Annotated in this window: 16 protein-coding genes; 10 read left to right on the top strand and 6 right to left on the bottom strand. The window is 59.1% G+C overall.

What is annotated here, in order from left to right; translation table 11 throughout:
* Positions 1–8: 8 nt before the first annotated feature.
* A complete protein-coding gene (locus J2S70_RS06220) occupies positions 9–980 on the bottom strand; it encodes a sugar-binding transcriptional regulator (RefSeq protein WP_307682872.1) in 972 nt (323 codons plus the stop codon).
* A gap of 182 nt (positions 981–1,162) precedes the next feature.
* Here J2S70_RS06220 and glpA point away from each other — a divergent pair, with 182 nt between their 5' ends.
* The 6 genes from glpA to glpK all read left to right on the top strand — a co-directional run bounded on the left by glpA (position 1,163) and on the right by glpK (position 8,839).
* Positions 1,163–2,821 carry an anaerobic glycerol-3-phosphate dehydrogenase subunit GlpA gene (gene glpA, locus J2S70_RS06215; protein WP_307682871.1) on the top strand — a complete coding sequence of 553 codons (1,659 nt, stop codon included), beginning with the start codon at positions 1,163–1,165 and terminating at the stop codon, positions 2,819–2,821.
* Positions 2,821–4,083 (top strand): glycerol-3-phosphate dehydrogenase subunit GlpB, encoded by a 1,263-nt coding sequence (gene glpB / locus J2S70_RS06210; RefSeq protein ID WP_307682870.1) that lies wholly within the window; start codon positions 2,821–2,823, stop codon positions 4,081–4,083. The genes glpA and glpB overlap by 1 nt, the downstream gene beginning before the upstream one ends.
* Before the next feature lie 27 nt (positions 4,084–4,110).
* The gene (locus J2S70_RS06205) at positions 4,111–5,352 is read left to right on the top strand and encodes an anaerobic glycerol-3-phosphate dehydrogenase subunit C (RefSeq protein WP_307682869.1); all 1,242 of its coding nucleotides are present in this window, start codon (positions 4,111–4,113) and stop codon (positions 5,350–5,352) included.
* A 111-nt stretch (positions 5,353–5,463) separates the two neighbouring features.
* A complete protein-coding gene (locus tag J2S70_RS06200; RefSeq protein ID WP_307682868.1) occupies positions 5,464–6,303 on the top strand; it encodes an SMP-30/gluconolactonase/LRE family protein in 840 nt (279 codons plus the stop codon).
* 108 nt (positions 6,304–6,411) lie between these two features.
* Positions 6,412–7,068 carry a uridine kinase family protein gene (locus J2S70_RS06195; protein ID WP_307682867.1) on the top strand — a complete coding sequence of 219 codons (657 nt, stop codon included), beginning with the start codon at positions 6,412–6,414 and terminating at the stop codon, positions 7,066–7,068.
* A 214-nt stretch (positions 7,069–7,282) separates the two neighbouring features.
* Entirely contained in the window at positions 7,283–8,839 is a 1,557-nt protein-coding gene (glpK, locus tag J2S70_RS06190; RefSeq protein ID WP_307682865.1) for a glycerol kinase GlpK, read from the top strand.
* A gap of 187 nt (positions 8,840–9,026) precedes the next feature.
* Here the strand turns inward: glpK and J2S70_RS06185 are convergent, their stop codons facing one another.
* Positions 9,027–11,183 (bottom strand): MMPL family transporter, encoded by a 2,157-nt coding sequence (locus J2S70_RS06185; RefSeq protein WP_307682864.1) that lies wholly within the window; start codon positions 11,181–11,183, stop codon positions 9,027–9,029.
* A gap of 236 nt (positions 11,184–11,419) precedes the next feature.
* Here J2S70_RS06185 and J2S70_RS06180 point away from each other — a divergent pair, with 236 nt between their 5' ends.
* Positions 11,420–13,129 carry an HNH endonuclease signature motif containing protein gene (locus J2S70_RS06180; protein WP_307682863.1) on the top strand — a complete coding sequence of 570 codons (1,710 nt, stop codon included), beginning with the start codon at positions 11,420–11,422 and terminating at the stop codon, positions 13,127–13,129.
* A gap of 144 nt (positions 13,130–13,273) precedes the next feature.
* Here the strand turns inward: J2S70_RS06180 and lysS are convergent, their stop codons facing one another.
* The 4 genes from lysS to J2S70_RS06160 form a co-directional block, all read right to left on the bottom strand.
* Positions 13,274–14,989 carry a lysine--tRNA ligase gene (gene lysS, locus J2S70_RS06175; RefSeq protein ID WP_307682862.1) on the bottom strand — a complete coding sequence of 572 codons (1,716 nt, stop codon included), beginning with the start codon at positions 14,987–14,989 and terminating at the stop codon, positions 13,274–13,276.
* Between the two features lie 169 nt (positions 14,990–15,158).
* The gene (locus tag J2S70_RS06170) at positions 15,159–16,169 is read right to left on the bottom strand and encodes an HAD-IIA family hydrolase (protein ID WP_307682861.1); all 1,011 of its coding nucleotides are present in this window, start codon (positions 16,167–16,169) and stop codon (positions 15,159–15,161) included.
* A gap of 111 nt (positions 16,170–16,280) precedes the next feature.
* Positions 16,281–17,147, bottom strand: coding sequence for a pantoate--beta-alanine ligase (gene panC, locus J2S70_RS06165; RefSeq protein WP_307682860.1), 867 nt, complete (start codon positions 17,145–17,147; stop codon positions 16,281–16,283).
* A gap of 178 nt (positions 17,148–17,325) precedes the next feature.
* Positions 17,326–18,033 carry a Rossmann-like and DUF2520 domain-containing protein gene (locus tag J2S70_RS06160; protein ID WP_307682859.1) on the bottom strand — a complete coding sequence of 236 codons (708 nt, stop codon included), beginning with the start codon at positions 18,031–18,033 and terminating at the stop codon, positions 17,326–17,328.
* A 180-nt stretch (positions 18,034–18,213) separates the two neighbouring features.
* Here J2S70_RS06160 and dhaK point away from each other — a divergent pair, with 180 nt between their 5' ends.
* From dhaK to dhaM, 3 genes are all read left to right on the top strand, one after another.
* Positions 18,214–19,212: a dihydroxyacetone kinase subunit DhaK gene (gene dhaK, locus J2S70_RS06155; RefSeq protein WP_307682858.1), complete on the top strand. Its 999-nt coding sequence runs from the start codon at positions 18,214–18,216 to the stop codon at positions 19,210–19,212.
* Positions 19,212–19,826: a dihydroxyacetone kinase subunit DhaL gene (dhaL, locus tag J2S70_RS06150; protein ID WP_307682857.1), complete on the top strand. Its 615-nt coding sequence runs from the start codon at positions 19,212–19,214 to the stop codon at positions 19,824–19,826. The genes dhaK and dhaL overlap by 1 nt, the downstream gene beginning before the upstream one ends.
* Positions 19,827–19,901: 75 nt before the next feature.
* On the top strand, positions 19,902–22,400 hold the full coding sequence (dhaM, locus tag J2S70_RS06145) for a dihydroxyacetone kinase phosphoryl donor subunit DhaM (RefSeq protein ID WP_307682856.1): 2,499 nt from the start codon (positions 19,902–19,904) through the stop codon (positions 22,398–22,400).
* The last annotated feature ends 92 nt before the right edge of the window (positions 22,401–22,492 follow it).

Raw genomic sequence — 22,492 nt, 5'->3', positions numbered from 1 at the left:
GTGGCCTCCTAGCGCGGGTTATTTGACCGGCGCGCGAGCCCGTAGAGCAGTTCGGCTGAGTCCTCATCGATGACTAAATCGGTGATCACACCTGCTCGCAACGCGGCAACGGTTGCGGTGACCTTGTCCGTCCCAGAAACGACGCCGATCCGCTTGGGGATATTTTTCAGGTCGGCCGGCGTCGGGCCTGAGGCGCGGGAGTTGATCTCCAGATCCTCCCACGAGCCATCCGCTCGCAGCAGAACGGTGCAAATATCGCCGACGACGCCGTCTTCACGTAAGTTTTTGATCTCATCGGCGCTCAGGTACCCGCCAGAGTATACAAGTGAGGGACTGTTGGAGGTCATCGATCCAATGCCAAACAGCGCAACATCGGCGTTCTTTTGCGTTTCACGAACAGAGTTAATAGAACGTTCGCGCCACAGGGCATCGCGAGTTTGTGCAAAATCAAAAAATGCGGGAACCGAAAAATACTGGCTTTCTGAACCGAATGCTTTCCGGAACTCTTCCATGAGTGAGCCGGCATAGGGGACGCCCGTAGTGGATGCATTGGCGGCACCGTTGAGTTGAACGGCGATCGAGCCGCGTGCTGGGCGGGGAACCAAATGATCGACGAGGGCGGCTATTGTATTGCCCCATGCAACCCCGATGATCGTTCCCGGCTTCATGAGCTCGGACACCATCATGGCAGCCACTTGAGCCACTGCGTTTAACCGCCGGGTTTCATTAACTCCAAATGGAACGGGGACGACCTTGACCCGCACGTCGAACATGTCCACTATCGAGTTTTGCAGTTCGGATGCCGCGGCTTGAGGCGGATGAATAGTCACTTGAACCAGGCCCGTCTCTTTCGCCTCGGCGATGAGTCGCGAGACTGTCGAGCGGGATACCGACAACCGCCGGGCTATCGATTCCATCGTTTCGCCCTGTACAAAATGCATCACGGCCGCCTGGTAGGCAACTTGCGCCCGTTCGTTCATTCGTGCTCCTTACCCGATTTGACTCCTCAGAATCCTACACTCAATGTGAAACTGATTTCATCAATCGTGCACGCATGTGCACGATTGAGCATTTTTTCTTTGTCTTAAGAGATTTTCGCCCGCGAACGGCAACAACGTCGTACATTGGAAGGGAACCTTCCGCGTAGAAAACGGGATAAATAATGAAAACTATGAACACCGATGTTGTTGTTATAGGTGGCGGAGCTACGGGAGCGGGAGTCTTACGAGACCTTGCTATGCGTGGCTTTGACACCATCATGGTAGAACGCGCCGATCTGGCGCAAGGCACCTCGGGGCGCTTCCACGGCCTGCTGCATTCTGGTGGACGCTACGTCATCTCGGATCCGCACTCGGCAACCGAATGCGCCGAAGAAAACGTGATCTTGCGCCGAATCCATGCGGACTCAGTCGAGGAAACCGGCGGCCTGTTCGTCGTCGGGCCAAATGATGACCCGGAGTACTCCACACGGTTCCTTGCCGCTGCGAACGAAACCCGCGTGCCCGCCCACGAGCTCTCGATCAAGGAGGCACTCACCCTTGAACCCCGTCTGAATCCGGGCATTCAGCGAGCCTTTCAGGTTGAGGACGGCTCGGTCGATGGTTGGGCCATGGTCTGGGGATGCGCCGAGTCGGCGCGCGAATATGGCGGCCAGACGCTCACCTACCACCGGGTAACCAAAATCGAAAACGAGGATGGCCAGGTTAGCCAAGTCGTGTGCACAAACGAAAAGACGGGCGAAGAGGTCCGCATCAACTGCCGAGCGGCCATCAACGCCGGTGGCCCATGGGCCGGCCAGATCGCCCAAATGGCGGGCGCCCACGGCGTCGACGTCGTTCCCGGCCGCGGAATTATGATTGCGATGAACCACCGGCTCGTGAACATGGTGGTTAACCGCTGTATTCACCCAGCTGACGGCGATATCATCGTGCCGGCACACACGGTGTCCATCATTGGCACCACCGACCAGCGTGCCGAGGATCCAGACTTCCTCGAAATAAAGAACTCCGAAGTGCAGCAGATGCTGGATTCAGGTGAAGACCTCATCCCCGGATTCCGCAAGGCTCGTGCAGTCCACGCGTGGGCAGGAGCCCGGCCACTCGTTCTCGATTCACGTGTGGATGCCTCCGATACCCGCCACATGTCACGCGGCATGTCGATTATCGACCATTCTACGCGCGATGGAATCAAGGGATTTTTCACGATTGCTGGCGGCAAACTTACCACCTACCGACTCATGGCGAAGAACATCGTGGACGCCCTCCTCACGCAGCTGGATGAATTTGTGGAATGCACGACGGCGGACGAGCCCGTGCCCCCGCGCGCGGCGCGCACCCACAGGGTGACCGACCGGCTCGCAGAAGCCGAAGAAGAGCGCCACGAAGATCCGATCATCTGCGAATGTGAACTCCTGCAGCGCTCAACCATCGAGCAGGAATTCGACAAGCAACCGGAAGCAAACCTTGACGATATCCGGCGCCGCACGCGCCTTGGAATGGGCCCGTGCCAAGGCACCTTCTGCGGTATGCGTGCCGCGGGGATCATGCACGAAAAGACCGCCGACACCGTCACGGATCCGGAAGCTAATGCCGACCGCACGTCGTCGATGCTCAGGCTCTTCGTGAAAAACCGCTATTCGGGCCTCGAATCGCTCATGTACGGCGAACAGTTACGCGAGGCCACGCTCAACAAGTGGATCCTGGCAGGCAATCTAGACATTGACCACCTGCCGGCACCCACCAAAGAGGCAATCGTCGCCACCGGCGATCTGGAACTGTTGCATGGCCGGCCCGTACAGGCACCGGTGAAGGAGGACGCATAATGCGAATCATAGTGATTGGAGCGGGATTGGCCGGCTTGGCCAGTGCGCTCATGTTGCGCGAAGACGGGCACGACGTTGACATCGTGACTCGCGGAATCGGCGGCCTTGGGCTGTCCAGTGGCACGCTCGACGTATACGGCTGGCACAGCGATGGCCAACCAATCAAAGAACCCTACGCGGCCATCGACCAGCTGGTGAAAGAGCAGCCCGAACATCCGTACGCTACTATCGGCGCCGACGCGGTGCGCGAAGGTGTCGACTGGCTCTGCGAAAGAACAGGCCTGTTCACACAAAATTCCGGCACGAACGTGTTGATCCCGACGGCGATCGGCGCTGTTCGCCCCACAGCCTGCGTGCAAAACACGATGCTTCCAGCACTTGTTGAGGATGGAAAGAAATACCTCGTCGCCGGAATTAAACAGTTCCGAGACTTTCCCGCACAGCTAATAGCGGACAATATTGCTCGCACGCCTCTAGCTCAGGTGGAGGCCCGGGCCGTGACGATTGACGTGCAGGCCCGCCGCCCCGAAGCTGATTCCACGGGCACAACATTTGCCCGCGCCCTAGACGGAACCGCCGGGCTTGACGGACCGGGAACTCGGGACGCAATCGTTGAAGCGCTCCGTTCTGAAATGCGCGAAGGTGAAACGGTGTTGCTACCGGCAATTTTGGGTTTCTCAACCGATGCCTACAACGAGATCGCCGAAGAGCTCGGCGCACCGGTGGCTGAAATTCCCGTTCCACCACCGTCGATTCCCGGGCGCCGAATCAATGATGCGCTCACCGAAGAAACCCGAAAGAAGCGTGTAGATATCAGCCTCAACGCTCAGGTGGTTGGATTCGAGGCTGACGGCTCACGGGTTAGCGCACTCAAGGTGCAGCGTGCCGGGCGAATAACCACCGAAAAAGTTGACGCCGTCGTCTACGCAGGTGGCGGCCTAGAATCCGGAACAATCGAGCGTGATTCCTACGGACACATCGGCGAGCGGATCTTTGATCTGCCACTGATCTTTATGGATCCCGAGGATGAGGATGCTCGGACCGTAACAGGAGCTGTCGTGGTAGACGGCAAGGATATTTTCGGCTGTGGCGTCAAAGTAGATGCTCAAATGTTGCCACTTGCCGAGGGCAAGCCCGTGTACGACAACCTGCATTGCGTGGGATCGCTACTGGGCGGCGCGCGCCCATGGACTGAGAAGTCCGGCGAAGGAATCGCTCTCGGATCCGCGGTTGCCGCCACCCGCGCGCTAAAGAAAAACTGAGGAAGCACAGAGGAAGAAGGATCAATCATGACTGTCAATCCACTCGAACACGCGAAAGCCTCGCTTGCGCGAGCTTCCCTTGATGCCTGCGTAAAATGCACGATCTGTGAATCGCATTGCCCCGTAGTACGCGAAACCCCGCTGTTCTCAGGCCCGAAGTGGGTAGGCCCTCAGGCAGAGCGGTTCCGGCACGGCAAATCAGTTGATCTTTCGCTCGATTACTGTTCGGGGTGCTCGATTTGCACGACCGTCTGCCCGCAGGGCGTGAAGATCGCGGAGATTAACGCCCAAGCGCGTGCCGTGATGAAGGCCGATAACATGCCCCTGCGTGATCGGCTCATGCCCGAGACCGAACTCGAAGGCAAGCTCATGACGCCCTTCGCGCCAATCGCCAATGCGGCACTGGCAACTAAACCGGTGCGCGTCGTCGTCGAAAAAGTGATCGGTATTCACCGCGATGCACCCATGCCCAAAGCGCAATCGCGCACCTTCATGTCATGGTTTAAGGAACATGAGAAAACTCGCACCGGGCCGTTTCCGAAGGGGCCGATCGTATTTTTCCACGGATGCGCGGGCGGATATTTCGAAACTGCAACATCGAAAGCTGCCGTTGAAGTACTCGAACACATCGGTTACGAGGTACTCGCGCCAAAGCAGGGATGCTGCGGCCTAGCCCACCAGTCTAACGGCCTGTTCGGGCGCGCTTCGAAGAAGCTCCGCCAGTTGGTTGACCAGTTGAATGCGGCCGGCAAGGATCTGACGATCGTGGCTTCCTCCGGCTCTTGTGCGGGTATGATCCGCCACGAAGCTCACGAAATTATGGGGCTTGATGATCCCGATCTGCTAGAGGTTGGCTCACGAACTATCGAGATTTCAGAGTTTATTGCGGAGTTGATCGACAAGGGCGAGTTCCCGGTTGAGGACCTGCAGCGATGGGATATCACTATTCCGTACCACCAACCATGCCAGGTCAAGAGTCAGGGCATAGGTAAGCCAGCCATCAAGATGATGGAAACGATTCCGGGTGTGACGGTTGTTGAATCGGGTGAGGCTTGCTGCGGTATCGCTGGCACATACGGCTTGAAGAAGGAAAAGTATGACGTTGCTCAGGCTGTGGGCAAGCCGTTGTTCGACATGATTAAGCGCACCAATCCAAAGCTTGCGGCATGCGAAACGGATACCTGCCGGTGGCAGATCCGCAAAGGTAGTGGCGCCACTACAGTTCATCCTGTGGAAATCATTCATAGGTCGCTTGGGCTGGCTGAGTAGGCACCACCTGAGCCAATTGCGGGGAAAATTTTGCTGATACGGTAAATTTCGTCTGCGCAAACGCTCAGACTCCCAGCAAATGGCTGGGGCCGACCTACTGCCGGAGGAAATGTGTTCGAACAGATCACCGATGCTGTTGCCTACCACGCTGAAGGGCCCGTCTGGGCAAGCGAGTGGGGAGGCCTACGCTGGGTCGACATGCTTGCAGGCGACCTACTGACCTTGGAAGACAACGGGGAAATCGACCGGTTGCACGTAGGTTCGCCCGTTGCCGCGTTTGTGCGCCCGAAAAAATCTGGCGGATTCGTGGTGGGACTTGAGCGCGGGCTTGGCCTTGCCGATGAAGCCTTTGGCGAGGTGCGCCCGCTTGAGCCCATGTGGACGGATCCCGATATCCGGATGAACGAGGGCGGCACCGATCCGTGGGGCAACCTGTATGCCGGTTCAATGTCATATTCGCGCAAGGAACGGGCGGGCAAGTTTTACAAGATCACGCCAGATTTTGAGGTCACAACGGTACTCGAATCTGTCACGACCTCGAACGGCATCGATTTCTGCCCCGACGGCACACGGGCCTACTACCATGACACCGCAACGCGGCGCACGGACGTGTTCGACGTGGTGGATCAAGAACTCACCAATCGCCGGGAATTTCATGAAGCAACGGGGACGAGCCCGGATGGCCTGAATGTGGATTCTGAGGGCAACGTGTGGGTGGCGCTCAATCGGGTGGGCAAGATCCGGCTCTACTCCCCGGGCGCGGAAATTCTTGGTGAGTGGGATATTCCAGCGCGGCTCGTCACCGCTGTCACGCTCGGCGGGGCTGACGGCCGCGACGTGTTCGTGACCACTTCGCGAGAAAACCTCGACGATCCCACCGACACCGAGGGAGCTGTTTTCCTTGGCCGCGCACAGGTTCCAGGTAAGCCGGTAGTCCCGTTTGGAGGCTAAATCGCTTCGTTCCCGGCGCGCTAGATGACACGCCGGGGGTGTGCGGCGCGTTGGGAATCACGTCTGCCCACCATCAAGGTAGGTGCGTGCCCGGGTTAGAATGCCAGCATGTCTACGCCCCTGTCTGATGATGGTCTGTTTGATCTGCCCGAATCCGCGCGGCGGCCTACCGCTCGCGTAATTCTCGTCATGGGAGCATCCGGCAGCGGAAAGACGCGCTTCACCAAACGTACGGGACTGCCCGTGGTCTCACTTGACGATTTCTATTACGACGGCGATCGCCCGGGAATGCCAAAACGCCACGGCATGGTCGATTGGGATTCTCCACAAACGTGGGACAAAGAGGGGGCCGTGCGCACTCTTCGTGAATTGTGCACGACGGGTTCAACCATACTGCCGGTCTACGACATTCCCACCTCGACTAAGATCGGTGAGCGTAAACTTGATATGGACGGCCGCCGCTACGTACTGGCAGAAGGGATTTTCGCCGTCGAAATTATTGATGATCTGCGTGCCGAGGGAATCCTTGCCGATGCCCTTGGGATCAAGCGCCCTCGGTTGCAAACATTCTGGTTCAGGCTCATGCGCGATATTGATGAAAACAGGAAGCCGTTACCGAATCTGCTGCGGCGCGGTATCGCGCACTTTTGCAAGGAGCCGGCCATGTATCAAGAACTCGAAGCCAAGGGCGCACGGCTCGTGTCGTATTCCGAGGCTCAGGAATCCTTGACCCAGATGCTTGCGGCGCTGCGCTGGAGCGAATAAAACCGTGAACGTTTTCTACGTCACGGCCACCCGCTTGCAACTTCTTGCAATGTGAGTGTAGCGTCCGTCACTGTTTGTCCATTTATGAAAGACTAGCGGTTAGCAGATTGATGCCGAGGGCGCCTTAACTGCCTATCGCATCAACGCAGCTGGCGAGGGTTTTCGGAAACCAGCGTCGATCGAAATTTAGCCGTTCAAAGAAGAAGGGATTTCAATGGCAGGATTAGAAAAGAAGTACGTCATGGCGATCGATCAAGGGACGACGTCGTCCCGTGCGATCATCTTCGACCATGGCGGAAACATTGTTGCTATTGGACAAAAAGAACACGAGCAAATCATGCCGCGCGCTGGCTGGGTCGAGCACGACCCCGTCGAAGTGTCCGGCGCTATCCGTGAGGTAGTTGGCGAGGCGCTGTCAAAGGCGAATATCAACCGCCACGAGATTGCCACCGTTGGCATTACCAACCAGCGCGAGACCACCGTCGTGTGGGATAAGAACACTGGCGAACCGGTCTACAACGCGATCGTATGGCAGGACACGCGTACCGACAAGATCGTCCGCGAACTCGCCGGAGATGAAGGTGTGGATCGCTACAAGCCAATCGTCGGCTTGGGCCTATCCACCTACTTCTCGGGTCCGAAGATCAAGTGGATCCTCGACAATGTGGAAGGTGCTCGCGAGCGCGCCGAGGCGGGAGACCTGCTGTTTGGCAACATGGATAGCTGGGTCATTTGGAACCTCACGGGCGGCGTCAATGGCGGCGTGCACGTCACGGACGTAACCAATGCCTCACGTACCATGCTCATGGATGTACGCAAGCTTGAGTGGGTACCGGAAATCTGTGAGGACATGGGCATCCCGATGTCGATGCTTCCAGACATTAAGTCCTCCTCTGAGGTCTACGGCTACGGCGCCAAGAACACGCTGATCATTGACACCCCGATTTCGGGCATTCTCGGTGATCAGCAGGCCGCAACGTTCGGCCAGGCCTGTTTCGAAAAGGGCATGGCGAAGAACACCTACGGCACGGGCTGTTTCATGCTCATGAACACCGGCAACGAGGCTGTTACGTCGGAAAACGGTCTGCTGACCACGGTGTGCTACAAGCTCGGTGATCAAGATCCTGTCTACGCGCTCGAGGGGTCGATCGCCGTGACCGGTTCGCTTGTCCAGTGGTTGCGCGATCAGCTCGGAATCATTTCCTCGGCGCCCGAAGTTGAGCGGCTTGCCGAGACGGTGAAGGACAACGGTGGCGTATACATCGTCCCGGCCTTCTCCGGCCTGTTCGCACCTTACTGGAAGGACGACGCACGCGGCGCGATTGTCGGCCTGACCCGCTACAACAACAAGGGTCACCTGGCACGTGCAGTTCTCGAGGCGACTGCTTTCCAGACCTCCGAGGTGCTGGACGCGATGAACGCCGACTCGGGCGTGGATCTCGCAGAGCTTCGCGTCGACGGCGGCATGACGGCCAACGACACTCTCATGCAGTTCCAGGCAGACATTCTCGGCACCGACGTGGTTCGTCCGGTTGTCACGGAGACCACGGCTCTCGGCGCGGCATACGCTGCAGGTATTGCTGTCGGGTTCTGGGACGGCACCGACGACGTCGTCAACAATTGGCAGGAAGACAAGCGCTGGTCACCGTCCATGGATAAGGCAGAGCGCGATCGTCAGATGCGCCTGTGGAAGAAGGCCGTCACGCGCACCTTCGACTGGGTTGACGAGGACACCGAGGTAGTGGACGTCGTCACTCCCGAAGACGCCTAAACGCTAACCGGGTGTTGCCCGCGATGTTCTGACACCTCATAGTTAGGTGGCAACAAAGCAGTGGGGTCCAAGTCCTAACTGACTTGGACCCCACGTTTTATGCCTCACGGCCAAGATATCTTACACGTGGGGCATGTTCTGCGCGGCACGGCAGGTGGCCACCGTTATGAGGCGCCGCGTGACGCATTCATTGAGCACCCGTCCTGTTAAGGCGGCGCGGCCACCACACCGGATTGCCAATATCGTGGACGATGCCTGCGATAAGCGCCGTTCGCACAACAAAGGTGTCAATGAGCAGTCCTAACGGCACGATGATCGCCAACTGTACCATAAACAATAGTGGAATTACCGCGAGAGCCCCGAAGGTCGCGGCAAGAACAATACCCGCTGATGTAATCACGCCACCGGTGACGGCAAGCCCGCGCAATAACCCCTCGCGCGTTCCATGTTGCGCCGACTCTTCACGCACACGCGCCATCAGGAATATCGTGTAATCGATACCAAGCGCAACGAGGAACACGAAGGCATAAAGAGGTACGGATGCATCCGCGCCCGGATAGTCCAGTATCCAGTTGAAAATAATCGCTGAGATCCCCATCGCCGAGGCAAAGGACAGGATATTCGCAAGGATCAGCAAGACCGGCGCCAAGATTGCGCGCAGTAAGATAACCAGCATCACCGTGATAATGATGAGAACCACGGGAATGATCTTCACCAAATCCGCACGCGCCGTCTGCTGAGTGTCAAGGTTTTGTGCTGCCACACCTCCAACCAGCGCATCGGAATCAAGCTCGTGAGCTGACGCCCGGATCTCCTGCACCACTTGCCCCGCCGCCTTATCGCCTGCTGGCATCGACGTCGTCACCGAAAGGAGCACTCGCCCATCGACGGCGAGCGGCTCGTCGTCTTGCCCAACCGTCGGCTCTACTGACTCGACCCCATCGAGCGCCAAGATCTGCTCGGCAGCAGCCAAAGCGGCGTCCTCGGAAATAATCACCTCAACCGGCTCAACCGAGCCGGCGTCAAACTTTTCTCCCAAAATTTCAAAACCGACGACGGACTCGGGACTGTCGACGAACTGGTCGGTTTGCGAGGTACCTTCAGCGCGGAAGGTAGGCGCAAAGGCAGCTAGGGCAACGAGGAAAATGAGAGAGCCAACCCAGACCTTGCGGTCGTGTTTTCCAACGACACGGGCCCATCTGGACCAGATACCGTGCCCTTCGATACCGTCCTCAGAAACCGACTTTTCTGGAAGTTTCGCCGGCCAGAACACGACGCGCGCGAACCGGTTACCGAACATCATGAGAAGGCCGGGAAGCAAGGTAAGCGCGGCAAGCATGGAGAAGACGACGCCGAGCGCGGCAATCGGGCCAAGCGACGCGGTCGAAGATAGGTCAGATAGCAGCAGGGCGAGAAGGCCAGCGATCACCGTGCCGCCCGAGGCGAGGATCGGCTCCCACACACCTTTGATCGAGCGAGCGAGTGCTTGGATTGGAGTGCCGGGGCCGGTAAGTTCGTCGCGGTAACGTGAGACGACAAGCAGCGAATAGTCCGTGGTGGCGCCGATAACCAAGATGGAGAGGATGCCCTGGGTTTGGCCATTGAGGTCGAAAACGTCGTTGGCGGCGAGGTTGTAGACGACGAGCACTGCCGCGCACAATGCTGCGATTGCCGTGAGGAGCACCGCGATCGGTAGGTAGAGCGAACGATAGACGACGATCAGAATGACGAAAACGAGCACGACCGCCACAAGGAGAAGAGTGAGATCGATGCCCGCGAAGGCGCCGCTGAGATCCGCCGAGAGTGCGGCAGGGCCGGAGACGTAGAAATCCGCATCTAACGAGCGGGATTCTTCGGCGAAAAAAGTGCGAACGTCGTCGACGATGGTGCTGCCGAGGCGATCGCCGCTTGGCCCGGTGACGTTAATAGCGCCAGCGTCAAGGCCGACCGGGAGCAGGGCGGCGGTGGAGTCCTCGCTGGGGATAACTGGGATGAACTCGGTGGTCATGACGTCGCGCAGAGTGGCGCCGTTTTCAAGTTCGAGGCCGGGGAGCGCTTCGGCGAGGGCGCCAAGCTCGGTGAGCGCGGCAGCGTCGAGGGCGGAGCCATCCGGAGCGACGACGGCGATCAACAGCGGTAGCTCATTGGATTGCTTGAATTCAGCCGTGGCCTGCGATGCGAGCGTGGACTCGGCTGATTCCGGCAAGAAGAAGGCCGGATCGTTGACCGTGACGGAAGAAATTTTGCCCTGGGCTACGCCACCGAAGCCGAGCATGGCTAACCAGAAGATGAGAAAGAGGGCGCGCAGAGGTAGCGCCTTTTTGGACGTCAAAAAAGTTTGCACTCGCCTAGCGTACAGGAGGTGGGTGGTGGAGTGGCCCGGGACGGCGGGTGCGGCGGGGCGGCGGGGCGAAAAGTTTTCCACAAATTCTGAAACGTCGAGCTGGGTTGCGGCGTGAGCCATATGTCGAACAGACGTTCGAATAGCGGGGTAGAATTGAAGCATCTCACCAAACGAACGAAGCAGTAAAAGCGCTGTGTTCAGAACGTTTCACTACTCTCACCGAAAGGAGGCCAGCTGTGTCTACGGCACTAGACCTCTTTGATTCCGCTGCGCGTCCAGACGGCCGCGGAGTATCGCGTGTCACGGTGGGCGTCAGTGGCACAAGCGTGGGCGTTGACACAGCAAGTGCGAGCGGCATTAACGGAAATGCGGGCGTCATCGGCGCAAATGCGGTGCAAGAGCTTCGGCGGGTAATTGACGGACTGGACTCCCTTGCGAAGGGCAAAATAAGTGGGCTTGCCGGGGAGGAGCTACTGACGTTTTCTTCTCTTCTCGCAAAGGCCGAAACAAAGATTGGGGCTTTACGAGCAGAGACGCTCGCACGCGTGGAGGCTACCGGTGATTGGCAAGAGGCCGGTGCGCGCACGGTTGGCGAGTACGAACGCCAGATCAGTAAAACCAGTTTGGCGCAGTCGCGCAAAACGGTGAGGCGGGCAAAGGCCCTCAAGGAAGATCTTCCGAAGTTTAAGGATGGACTTTCGGAGGGAGAGATTTCGGTGGCGCACGTTGACGTGCTCACGAAGGTGATTCAGGCTCCCGTGCTGAAAAACCAACTTCAAGATCCCGAAGATGGCGCGGCGCAACTTCGAGAGGCCGCGCAATCCATGGACGCCGGTAAGTTTGAAAAGCATGTCAAGGCGTGGGCGATCAAGCATGCGCCAAAGCGAGCCGAACGAATGGCACGCGAAATCTCGAAAGAAGAGCGATTGTCGATCGTCGAGGAATCAGATGGTTGGATTATCAGCGGCTTTCTTGACTCACTTAACGGAAAGATCATCGATTCGGCCCTCACCAAGGTTATGGGTGTGCCGAGCCTGGGAGATCCGCGCGGCCCACTGGCTCGCAGGGCGGCCGCGTTGGCAGAGATTTGCAACCGGGCGGCTGAGTCAAACGACGAAGCAGGCAAGGGTAACGGTGCAGCGCACATTTCTGTGCAGGTGCCGCTAGAAACGCTTCTTACCGCCGAGGCGGCGGCGAAGCTCGAGCGTGAAGCCGGATTGGAGTTGGCCGCCCAGGCTAGGGGTGAGCACGCGGCTCAGGTGAGGGAACAGCACGCGGCTCAAGCAAAGGATGAGTCAGCAGGCCATGCGGGACTAGGCTCCACCACGCACACCGGGCCAAACTTCGCCACCCAAGCGGCTACCGACGGCAATGCGCAAGCCGCTCCTGTCTTCGACACAAAAACTACTTCGCATCCAGTGTTAGGTCGCGTACTTAGCGAAATCCGAGCGGGCATCGATCCGGACCTCTTCAAGGGGCTTGAGCCAGCAACCCTCGATGACGGAACTCCCCTAGTGCCTTCGGACTTGATGACGTTACTATGTGATTCACGAATTTCGAGGCAGATCTTTTCAAAAGAAGGTGTCACTCTAGATCACGGGCACGCCCACCGATTATGCACTCCGCAACAGCGAAGAGCCGTGATAGCAAGGGATCGAACTTGTAGATTTCCCGGATGTCACCACACATATCAGTCCTCGCAAATTCACCATGCCGTTCACTGGAAAGACGGTGGGGATTCCAATATCGACAATCTCGTGATGCTGTGTTGGTATCACCATCGGTTCGTTCACAGTCGAGACATCACAATCTATCGCCACGAACACGGCTGGGCATTCCGAGACCGCAATGGATGGGAATACATTGCTCACGGTCGGCGCAGGATTGTGCCCGTTCGGCCTGATTCGGAAGCGCCGCCCGGTTCGACGGCCAACCGGACTCAGTGATCGGCCGGACCCGGTCGCCGGTCAGATTCGATGTTGAGGTAGGTTCAGCGACCGGATCAGACTCGGTGTTGGGTCAGACCCGGTCGCCGCGTTAGGTGGTCGCCTCATTAAGCGGTCGGCACAGTAGCCGGATCGGTAGCGGGACTAGGCGGTCGGTTCGGCAGACTGATCGGCAGCCGGTTCGGCTACCCCATCCACAGACTGCTCAGCAGCGGGTTTTCGGGATTGCGGCCGCACGAACGGAAACAAAATCGTCTCTCGAATTCCAAGGCCGGTCAACACCATGAGCATCCGATCAATGCCCATTCCCATGCCTCCCGAGGGCGGGAAGCCCTGCTCCATCGCCTCGATGAAGTCCTCGTCGAGCTGCATGGCCTCCGGGTCGCCGGCTGCAGCATCAAGAGACTGCTGTGTAAGGCGTTCGCGCTGAATCACCGGATCAGCAAGCTCGGTATACGCCGTCGCAATTTCAACTCCGCGCACATACAAATCCCACTTCTCCGTCAAGCCCGGCTTTGACCGATGGTTACGCGTGAGGGGCGAGGTATCCTCCGGGAAATCGAACACGAACGTGGGCTCCCACAGATGATCCCCGACGAGCTCCTCCCAAATGTCCTCCGCGATCTTCCCTGGCACCGCATAATCTTTCACAGAAATCCCGCGAGACTCGGCGATCTCCACCAACCGCTCACGCGGCGTTTCAACCGTGATCTCCTCACCTACCGCCTTCGACAACGACTCATACAAATCCAGCCTCGCCCATTCGCCACCAAGGTCGTATTCGGTTCCGTCGGCCAGCGTCACCGTCGTCGTTCCGAAAATGTCACGCGCCGCGTTCTGGATTAAATCGCGCGTCAAATCCGCCATCTCTTCGTACGTCGCGTACGCCTCATAGGCCTCCATGGCCGAAAACTCGGGCGAATGCGTCGAATCCGCGCCTTCGTTCCGGAAATTCTTACCAATCTCATAAACCTTTTCGAGGCCACCAACCACCGCGCGCTTCAAATACAGCTCAGTGGCGATACGCAGATACAGGTCCTGATCGTAAGCATTAATATGCGTTTCGAACGGACGAGCCGCCGCACCACCATGAAGCGGCTGCAGCATCGGCGTCTCGACCTCGATATAGCCACGGGCGTCGAACGTAGCACGAATCGACTTCATCATCTTCGCGCGAATCCGCACGATGTTCCGGGCATCGGCGCGGGTGATCAGGTCGAGGTGCCGCTTGCGCACGCGGGTTTCCTCGTTCAGGGACATCTCGGTGCCGTCTTCAGCCGTAAACGTCTTCGGCAGAGGGCGAATCGCTTTAGAAGCCATCTTCCAGCTCGTCGCAAACACGGAAAGCTCGCCGCGCTTGGAGGCGCCCACGTAACCTTCCACACAGAGGTGGTCACCCAGATCCACGTCGGCCTTCAACGCGTCGAGCGCCTCCTTACCGACGTTCGCCAACGAGAAAATGACCTGCAAACGCTCGCCATCACCCGACTGGAGTTGCGCGAACGCAATCTTGCCCGACGGCCGGAAGAGCATGACGCGGCCCGCGATCTTGACGACGGCGTCGGTCAGTTCATCGCCCGGTTGCAAAACCGTTGGGGCTACACCACGGGACTGGTCTGAGCCGGGCTGGACAGAGGCGGGCTGGCCGTCGCTAGACGGGCCGGTGGCGGGCTGGCCAGAGGTGGGCTGGCCGCCGTCGTCGCCCCGGTCCACGACATAACGCTTGCGGATCTCGGCAAGTGTATCCGTCACTTCGAGCTCGGGCGGATACGGATCGCGCCCCTCGTCAAGCATGCGCTGACGCTTTTCCTTGCGAACGGCGATCTGATCGGAGGTGTCGTCGTAGTGCGGCTGTGTCATTCGCTCTTTCCTATGTCGTGTTCGTGTCGCTTGGCCCTGATTGGCGATTCGCAGTCGGGGCTCTTGCTCAAGGCCTCTACCTCTAGCTTCTTACCATTGGCTACACTCTAATGTCATCATTTTACGGCAACATCACTCGTTAGCGGCGATGTGGCTAAACGCTCGGTGCTCAGAGCTGATCCTTGATGTAGGGCGGGATAATCGAATCCACAGAATCGAGCACGTAATTAGGCTGATCCTTCCACTTAAGTTTCTCCGCCTGTTCGAGGCTCGCCTCCCCCGTGAGCACGAGGGCCGACGGAACTCCGAAACGCTTCGCCATACGAATATCAGCGCCCAGAGAGTCGGTCACGAGCAACGCATCCTCCGGGGCAACGTTCAGATCCTCGAAAATCATCTCGAGTAAATCCGTCTCCGGGCTCCCAAGGTTCTTTGCAACACGTTTACGCGTGGCCACCTCGATCGCGGTCACCACGGAAAGAGTGCCCGGCTCGCGAGTCCCGTCCGGTTGGCGCCGCACACGCCGGAGCGAGGACGCCACCAAATCCGCACCGTTCTCGTCAATCGCGCGAAACGCCGTCGTCAACTTATCGAATGTGAAATTCCAGTCGTGGCCAACGAGCACAACATTGATCTCTTCCGGGTCACCACTCAACGCGACGCCGCCCTGCTCAAGTTCCGCCGATAACGCGTGGTCGCCGATCACGAACACTTTTGCCCCCGGATAGGACTTGTGAATATAACGTGCGGCCTGACGACCCGGCGTCACGATCTGTTCCGGCTCAAGGTGCACGCCCTCCGCTCTCATTGCGGCAATCAGCTGCTCGGAAGAAACCGTCGACATCATCGACAGATACGAGATCGGCCTGCGCAGCGAATCGAGCGTATCGACCACCAATCGTAATTCCGGCATCAGCTGAGTACCTGTGAACACCGTGGCGTCAATATTGAGGACGTACGCATCGAAAACGCGTTGCGGTGCCTCCCGAACCATGACGTCAAGGGACGCGATCCGTTCCGAAATCTCCTTTTCACCGACCTTAGCGCCCGGGGCCGTCGACACTCGCTCTGTGGCCGTCTCGGGAGCCACGCGCTTCGCTAGTTTTTCGCGAAGTTCACGCGGGTCCGGGATGAAAGCTTTCGGGTTAATCTGCGGAATACGCGGTGTTGGGAAACGCATGGTTACTCCTTGATTCGCATACAATGGTTTGGCATTCGATCGGGCAGCGTTGGGCACACCAGCGCGCGGTAGGTTTTTCGGTGCTCACTGTGCGTAGGCTGGTCGGTAATGTCATCGGATCTCGACCTCCATGTTGTCAATGAGGCGGGTTTCCCCAACCCAAGCGGCCGCCGCGATAAGGCCACGGCCGCTCGCGTCATGTGGGAGCTCGACGAAGGTGTACGGATCAACGAGCACGAGGTAATCCAGAACGACGCCGTCCGCCCCCGTTACGACGCTCCGTGCGGCCTCGCGGACATCAGCGGCAGATCCACCGGCTTCCGCGACCTCGCGGCCAGCCCGTAACGCTGCCGGGATCGCGAGGGCCCGCCGTCGTTCCTCCGGGGAAAGATAAGTATTTCGAGACGAGAGCGCCAGCCCGTCGCTATCCCGCTCAATTGGAACTGCCCGAACCTCAATCCCCATGTCGAGGTCTTCAACCATGGTGCGAACAAGGGCGAGCTGTTGGGCGTCCTTTTGGCCGAAGAACGTTACGTCCGGGCGTACGAGATTAAAAACTTTGTGCACCACTTGGAGAACACCGGCGAAATGGGTCGGGCGGGTTTTGCCTTCAAGAACGGTGGCGATTGGCCCCGGATCAATCCGGACAAGGGGCGTGCGTGGATACATTTCTTCGTCCGATGGCACGAAAGCGATATCTACTCCCTCACTTTCGAGAAGTGCAAGATCGGACTCGATAGGCCGCGGGTAGGCCTCGAAGTCCTCATGTGGGCCGAACTGCAGCGGATTGACGTACACCGAGGCAATCAGAACGTCGGCCGCCTCCCGGCCTGCCTTCAGGAGCCGGGCGTGCCCGGCGTGCAGGGCGCCCATCGTCATCACCAGCCCACGAAGTTGGGAAACACCATGAGTAGATTCACCGATCGAGGATTCATGAAGGGATTGGGCTAACTCGTGCCGCGTTTTACAAACTTTCACGTAAAGATTCTAGCGCGTATCGTGTGGGCGGGGCAGCGAGCGGGCGATGGCTATATTAGCGGACAAATTTTGGGAGAATAGGGCTTTCCATGAACGTTATCGCCACAATCGCAAGGTTTTTCACAAAATTTGGTCGGCTATCGAAGTGAAGTGGTGCTTCGAGCAAACACGACGGCAGTTAAGCATGAGGTTCACGACCGCCCAAGCCACGTTCAAGGGCGGCACTGCTCAGCGAACGAAGAAGATCACCGGGCTGGCTCACACCCATCTTGACGAGCGTCTCTACCGCCTGAGCTGACGCGGACTCGATACTGGAAACCGCTTTTTCCACGGCCGCCTGATAGCTCGAGCGGTTAGCTGAATCGATCACGATTCCTTCCCCACCCATCTCGGCGGCTAAAGCCAAGCCAATTGGTTGGAGCGCGTTGGCAGCTGACACTACAAATCGGCACTCTGCTAACCGAGCGACATCGAGTGATGTTCCGGAAAACTCCATGGCGGGATGGATGGCGAGGGTAAGTGCACCCCGTTTCGCAGCAGGCTCAAGAATTTCGATGCCAAACCCGGGCGCCGTATGGAAAACAATTTGGCCTGGCTGCCACGCTTCAAGCTTCGCTAATCCCTGAACAAGAGGCGCGAGTTCAGAGTCTGGCACGGCGAGCACAACGAGTTCAGCCCGTTCAACAATCGTTGGAATATCGAGTGCGGGCACCCCCGGCAGCATGGCGTCGAGTCGATCACGTGAATCATCGGAGGCGGCATAAGCGCCGATCACCGTGTGCCCGGCGGCACGTAAAGCGCTACCTAACGCAGCCCCTACTCGGCCCGCAGAGATAATGCCAATGCCCATCCGGCCGCTCGCGTTTTCATGCAATTGTGTGTTCACGGCGAAAGTCTATCGGGTATAGGCGTGGGCTAAAGCCGAACCAGGCTCGCCATCGCGTCAACGACCCCGGAACCTGAAGGAAAACCGAACTCACAATGACGCAATGTCGATGCGCTCGCGCGAGAGTCAAGGTTTCGGCAGATCATTGCATAGGTTGAGCAATAGTGCGAGAATTGCCGCATGAAGAAACTAATCAATAACCCCAATGATGTGGTCACTGATTCCCTCAAGGGAGTGGCCTTAGCCCACCCGAACGAGCTCGACGTCGATCTCGACAATCATATCGTTTACCGCAAGCAACCCAAGGATGGCAAGGTCGCCATTATTTCCGGCGGCGGCGCTGGTCACGAACCCCTCCATTCCGGTTTTGTAGGAACCGGAATGCTTGATGCAGCCGTCTGCGGCGAGGTGTTTACCTCCCCTGTTCCCGATCAGATCATGGAAGCAACCACGAAGGTAGATACCGGCAAGGGCGTTTTGCACATCGTCAAGAACTACACCGGTGACGTGATGAACTTCGAAATGGCCGCTGAAATGGCTGCCGACATGGAGAACACGCAAGTTACTTCGGTAATTGTAGAAGACGACGTCGCCGTCCAGGATTCGCTGTACACTGCCGGCCGTCGCGGCGTCGGTGGAACACTCTTCGTGGAGAAAATCGCGGGAGCGCTCGCCGAAGAAGGCGCCGATCTCGACGCCGTAACCGCCGTCGCGCAGAAGGCCGCCGATAATACTCGTTCGTACGGTCTCGCGCTCACCTCGTGCACCGTTCCAGCCGCGGGCAAGCCGACCTTCGATCTTGCAGAAAACGAGATCGAGCTGGGCATCGGCATCCACGGCGAACCGGGGCGCGAGCGCCGCGAGCTTCAAGAAGCGAACGAGCTGGCCGCGGAACTGGTTAAGCCAATCATTTCCGATTATGACTTCACGGGTGCTCCCGTCGTCGCCTTGCTTGGCGGCATGGGCGGCACGCCGCTTTCGGAGCTGTACCTCATGTGGGGCGAGTGCGCCAAGCTTCTCGAGGAAGCGGGCGTTAAGGTCGAACGCGTACTCGTGGGCAATTACGTCACTTCGCTCGACATGGCTGGATGTGCGCTTTCCCTGCTGAAGGCCGACGACGAACTGCTCCGCCTCTGGGACGCTCCCGTTGTGACCACCGGGCTTCGGTGGGGTGCATAGTGGCTGATCTTTCACAATTTTCGGCCTGGATGGCCGCGTTCAAAGAAAAAATCGACGCTAACGCCGCCGAGCTGACCGATCTTGACCGGCAGATTGGCGACGCCGATCACGGTTCGAACATGGTTCGAGGCGTGGCCGCAGTTGCTGAGCTGGACGCGGATTCGATGGCGGATGCGGGCGCTTATCTGAAGAAGGCCGGCATGGCGCTGGTGTCCAAAGTTGGTGGCGCCTCCGGCCCGTTGTACGGCACGTTGCTCATGAAAATGGGCGGAGCGCTCGGCGATAGCGAACTGACCAAGGACTCTTTCTTTGCTGCGCTTCGCGCCGGGGTTGAGGGCCTGCAAGCTCGTGGAAAGGCCGAGGTCGGAGATAAAACGATGCTTGACGTGTGGTTCCCCGCTCTCGAAGCCGGCGAGGCAAGTGACGGCCCGTTGTCGACGGCACTTGCTGCGGCACTCGAGGCGGCCGAAAAGGGTGCCGAAGATACCATCCCGATGATCGCTCGGAAAGGGCGGGCATCGTATCTTGGCGAACGATCGAGGGGCGTGAAGGATCCGGGTTCGGCATCGTCGGTTCTTCTGATCGAAGCCGCCGCGGAAGCTTTCGCTCACTAACGCGGAGCTTTGCCTCGATCACGCCGAGCTCGGCCCACATCTCAGATTCTTTAACGACGAATACGGAGGCCTCGAATGGCTAACGTCGGCCTTGTTGCCGTCTCTCATTCACAGCCGCTGGCGGTTGCGGCGCGCGATCTTGCCCTCGATATGGGCAGGGACGCCGTCGTCGTGGCCGCCGGTGGTACGGATGACGGCAGTTTTGGCACCAACGCGGAACTGATTGCGAACGCTATTGAGGAAGCTGATTCGGAAGCGGGCGTCGTGGTGCTGGTAGATCTCGGCTCGGCCGTCATGTCAACCGAAATGGCGCTCGAGTTCATCGATCCGGATATCGCCGAGCGTACGACTGTCGTTCCCGCTCCCCTCGTCGAGGGGCTCGTGGTGGCGGCCGTAGCAGCCGGAGCGGGCGCAGATCGCGCAACGGTTGCGGGCGAAGCGATGGGGGCGTTAGCCGCGAAGGAAACGGATATTCCCTACGACGGAGGTGGGTCGCCGGGCAGTGCGGGTACGGCCGGCAGAGCTAGTTCGGTGGACAGCACGGATTCGGACGGCACGGATTTGGACGGCACTGTGGGCGGCCAAAACTCGGCGGACGGTTCGGGCTCGGCGGACGGTTCGGGCTCGGCGGACAGCGCGAGCTCAACGGGCGACCAGCCAGGAACTGGCATCACGGATGCAGAGGGAGTCGAGTGGACGAGCCGCCGGTACGTCGTCGACGATCCGGCTGGTCTCCATGCCAGGCCGGCGGCGGCACTCGTGCGGGCGATTTCTGGGCTGGACGCGCAGGTGCGGGTGGCCAATGAGAAGGCCGGGCGCGGGCCGAACCTGGCAAATTCGATGACCTCCCTCATTTCGCTCGGCGTGCAGGGCGGCGGAGAGATTCTCGTCCAGGCGTCGGGCCTGGATGCGAACAAGGCCCTCGACGCCGTCGGCGAATTAGCTGCCCGCGGTTGGACGGCCGAGGGTGAGAAGAAAACCGAAGTCTCAGCGGTACCTGCCCATACTCGCAAACCGACCTCGAGCGTTGATATCGCTGTTGGCCCCGCGCTTGTGTGGCGGCCCGGCCAGCAGTCTGGGGCTCAGGAAATTGCACACGACCAGGGTGAGGCTTTCGAAACCGCACGCGAACTGGTGCGCGAATATTTGAACTCGCTTGGCGAGAATCCAATGTTGGCGCTTCAATTCGGACTGCTCGATGATCCCACGTATGCGGGAGATATCAGCGCGCGGATAAAGAACGGTATTCCGGCCGGGGTCGCCGTCAGCGCTGCTACAGCGGCCCTCGCCGCCGCGTATGGCGATCTTCCCACCGACTATCTGCGCGAACGGGCCGAAGATGTAAACGCGCTCGGTGAATTACTCATGCAGGCATTGCGAGGTGAGGTACTCGGCGGACTTGCAAAGGCGATCGAAGAACTGGGAACGCCACCCGTCGTTGTGCTCGAATCGTTGACGCCAGCGCTCGCCTCGGAAATCGACGAAGGCAGCGTTATGGGGATCGTGGCAGCCACGGGTTCAGCAACGGGGCATGGCGCGCTGATCGCTGCCACCAAGGGCATACCCGTGATAGCGGGCTTTGCAAAGGCACGGGAGATCAACGATCGCGAAGAGGTGGCGCTCGAACCGCGTAGCCAAATGGTCACGGTGAATCCCTCGCGCGCACAGTTGAGCGAATTGTTGCGCGCCTCGAAGGAGCAGCAGCGCCTAGACGCCGAGGCGTTGAAGCACGCGCACGAGCCCGCGTTGTACGGCGAGGAAGTCGTTGTGGTGGCGGCGAATGTGGCGATGGAAAGCGATGCCGGCACGGCCCGCGCGAACGGCGCCGACGGTTCGGGCCTAGTACGTACCGAAGTGCTTTTCGCAGATCACGACGACGTGCCAACGATCCCCGAACAGGTAGCGGTTTTCACCGAGATTGCCGAGCAGATCGGCACCGACAAGCCGATCACGATTCGCACGTGGGATGTAGGTGCAGATAAACCTCTCCCCTTCTTTGCCGCCGAACCCGAAGAAAACCCGTTCTTGGGCGTGCGGGGAATCAGGCTCATGCGCCGGTACTCGGACGCGCTGGTAGATCAGTTCCGGGCCATCATTCAGGTGGCGCAAAGTGCGCAGATCAAGGTGATGGTTCCGATGATCACGACGGTTGAGGAGCTTGCGTGGGCACGGGAGAAGTTTCACGATGCCGTCCAGCTTGAGGGGCGCCCGGAGGAGTTGCCCGAGTTCGGCATGATGCTCGAAACACCGGCCGCGGCACTTCGGATCGCCGAGTTCAACGAGTTGGTCGATTTCGTATCGGTTGGTACTAATGACCTGATTCAGTACATCGCCGCCGCCGATCGGGGCAATGCAGAAGTTGCCGGGCTGGCCGGTGATGTCGTGCCACTGGTTATCGACCTGATCGCAAACGCGGTGGACAATCTCGATAAGCCGATATCGGTATGCGGCGATCTTGCCTCGTCCGAGGAGCACGTGCCGCAACTGTTGGCGGCGGGTGTGCGCGAGCTATCTGTGCGCCCAAGCCTGGTACCGCGAATCAAGCAGGCGGTCCGTAAGGCCGCGTCGAGCTAGTGCAGGCGCCAGCACCGCAGCGGGTCCGAAAAGTGGGCGTCCGAGGGATCAAGCCTGACCGCCCGAGGCGGCCACGTACGCACCCGCGAAAC

The organism is Trueperella bonasi (genome assembly GCF_030811535.1).
GTDB classification, from domain to species: domain Bacteria; phylum Actinomycetota; class Actinomycetes; order Actinomycetales; family Actinomycetaceae; genus Trueperella; species Trueperella bonasi.
The sequence above is the reverse complement of the archived record's forward strand: the minus strand, read 5'-3'. Positions and strand labels throughout refer to the sequence as shown.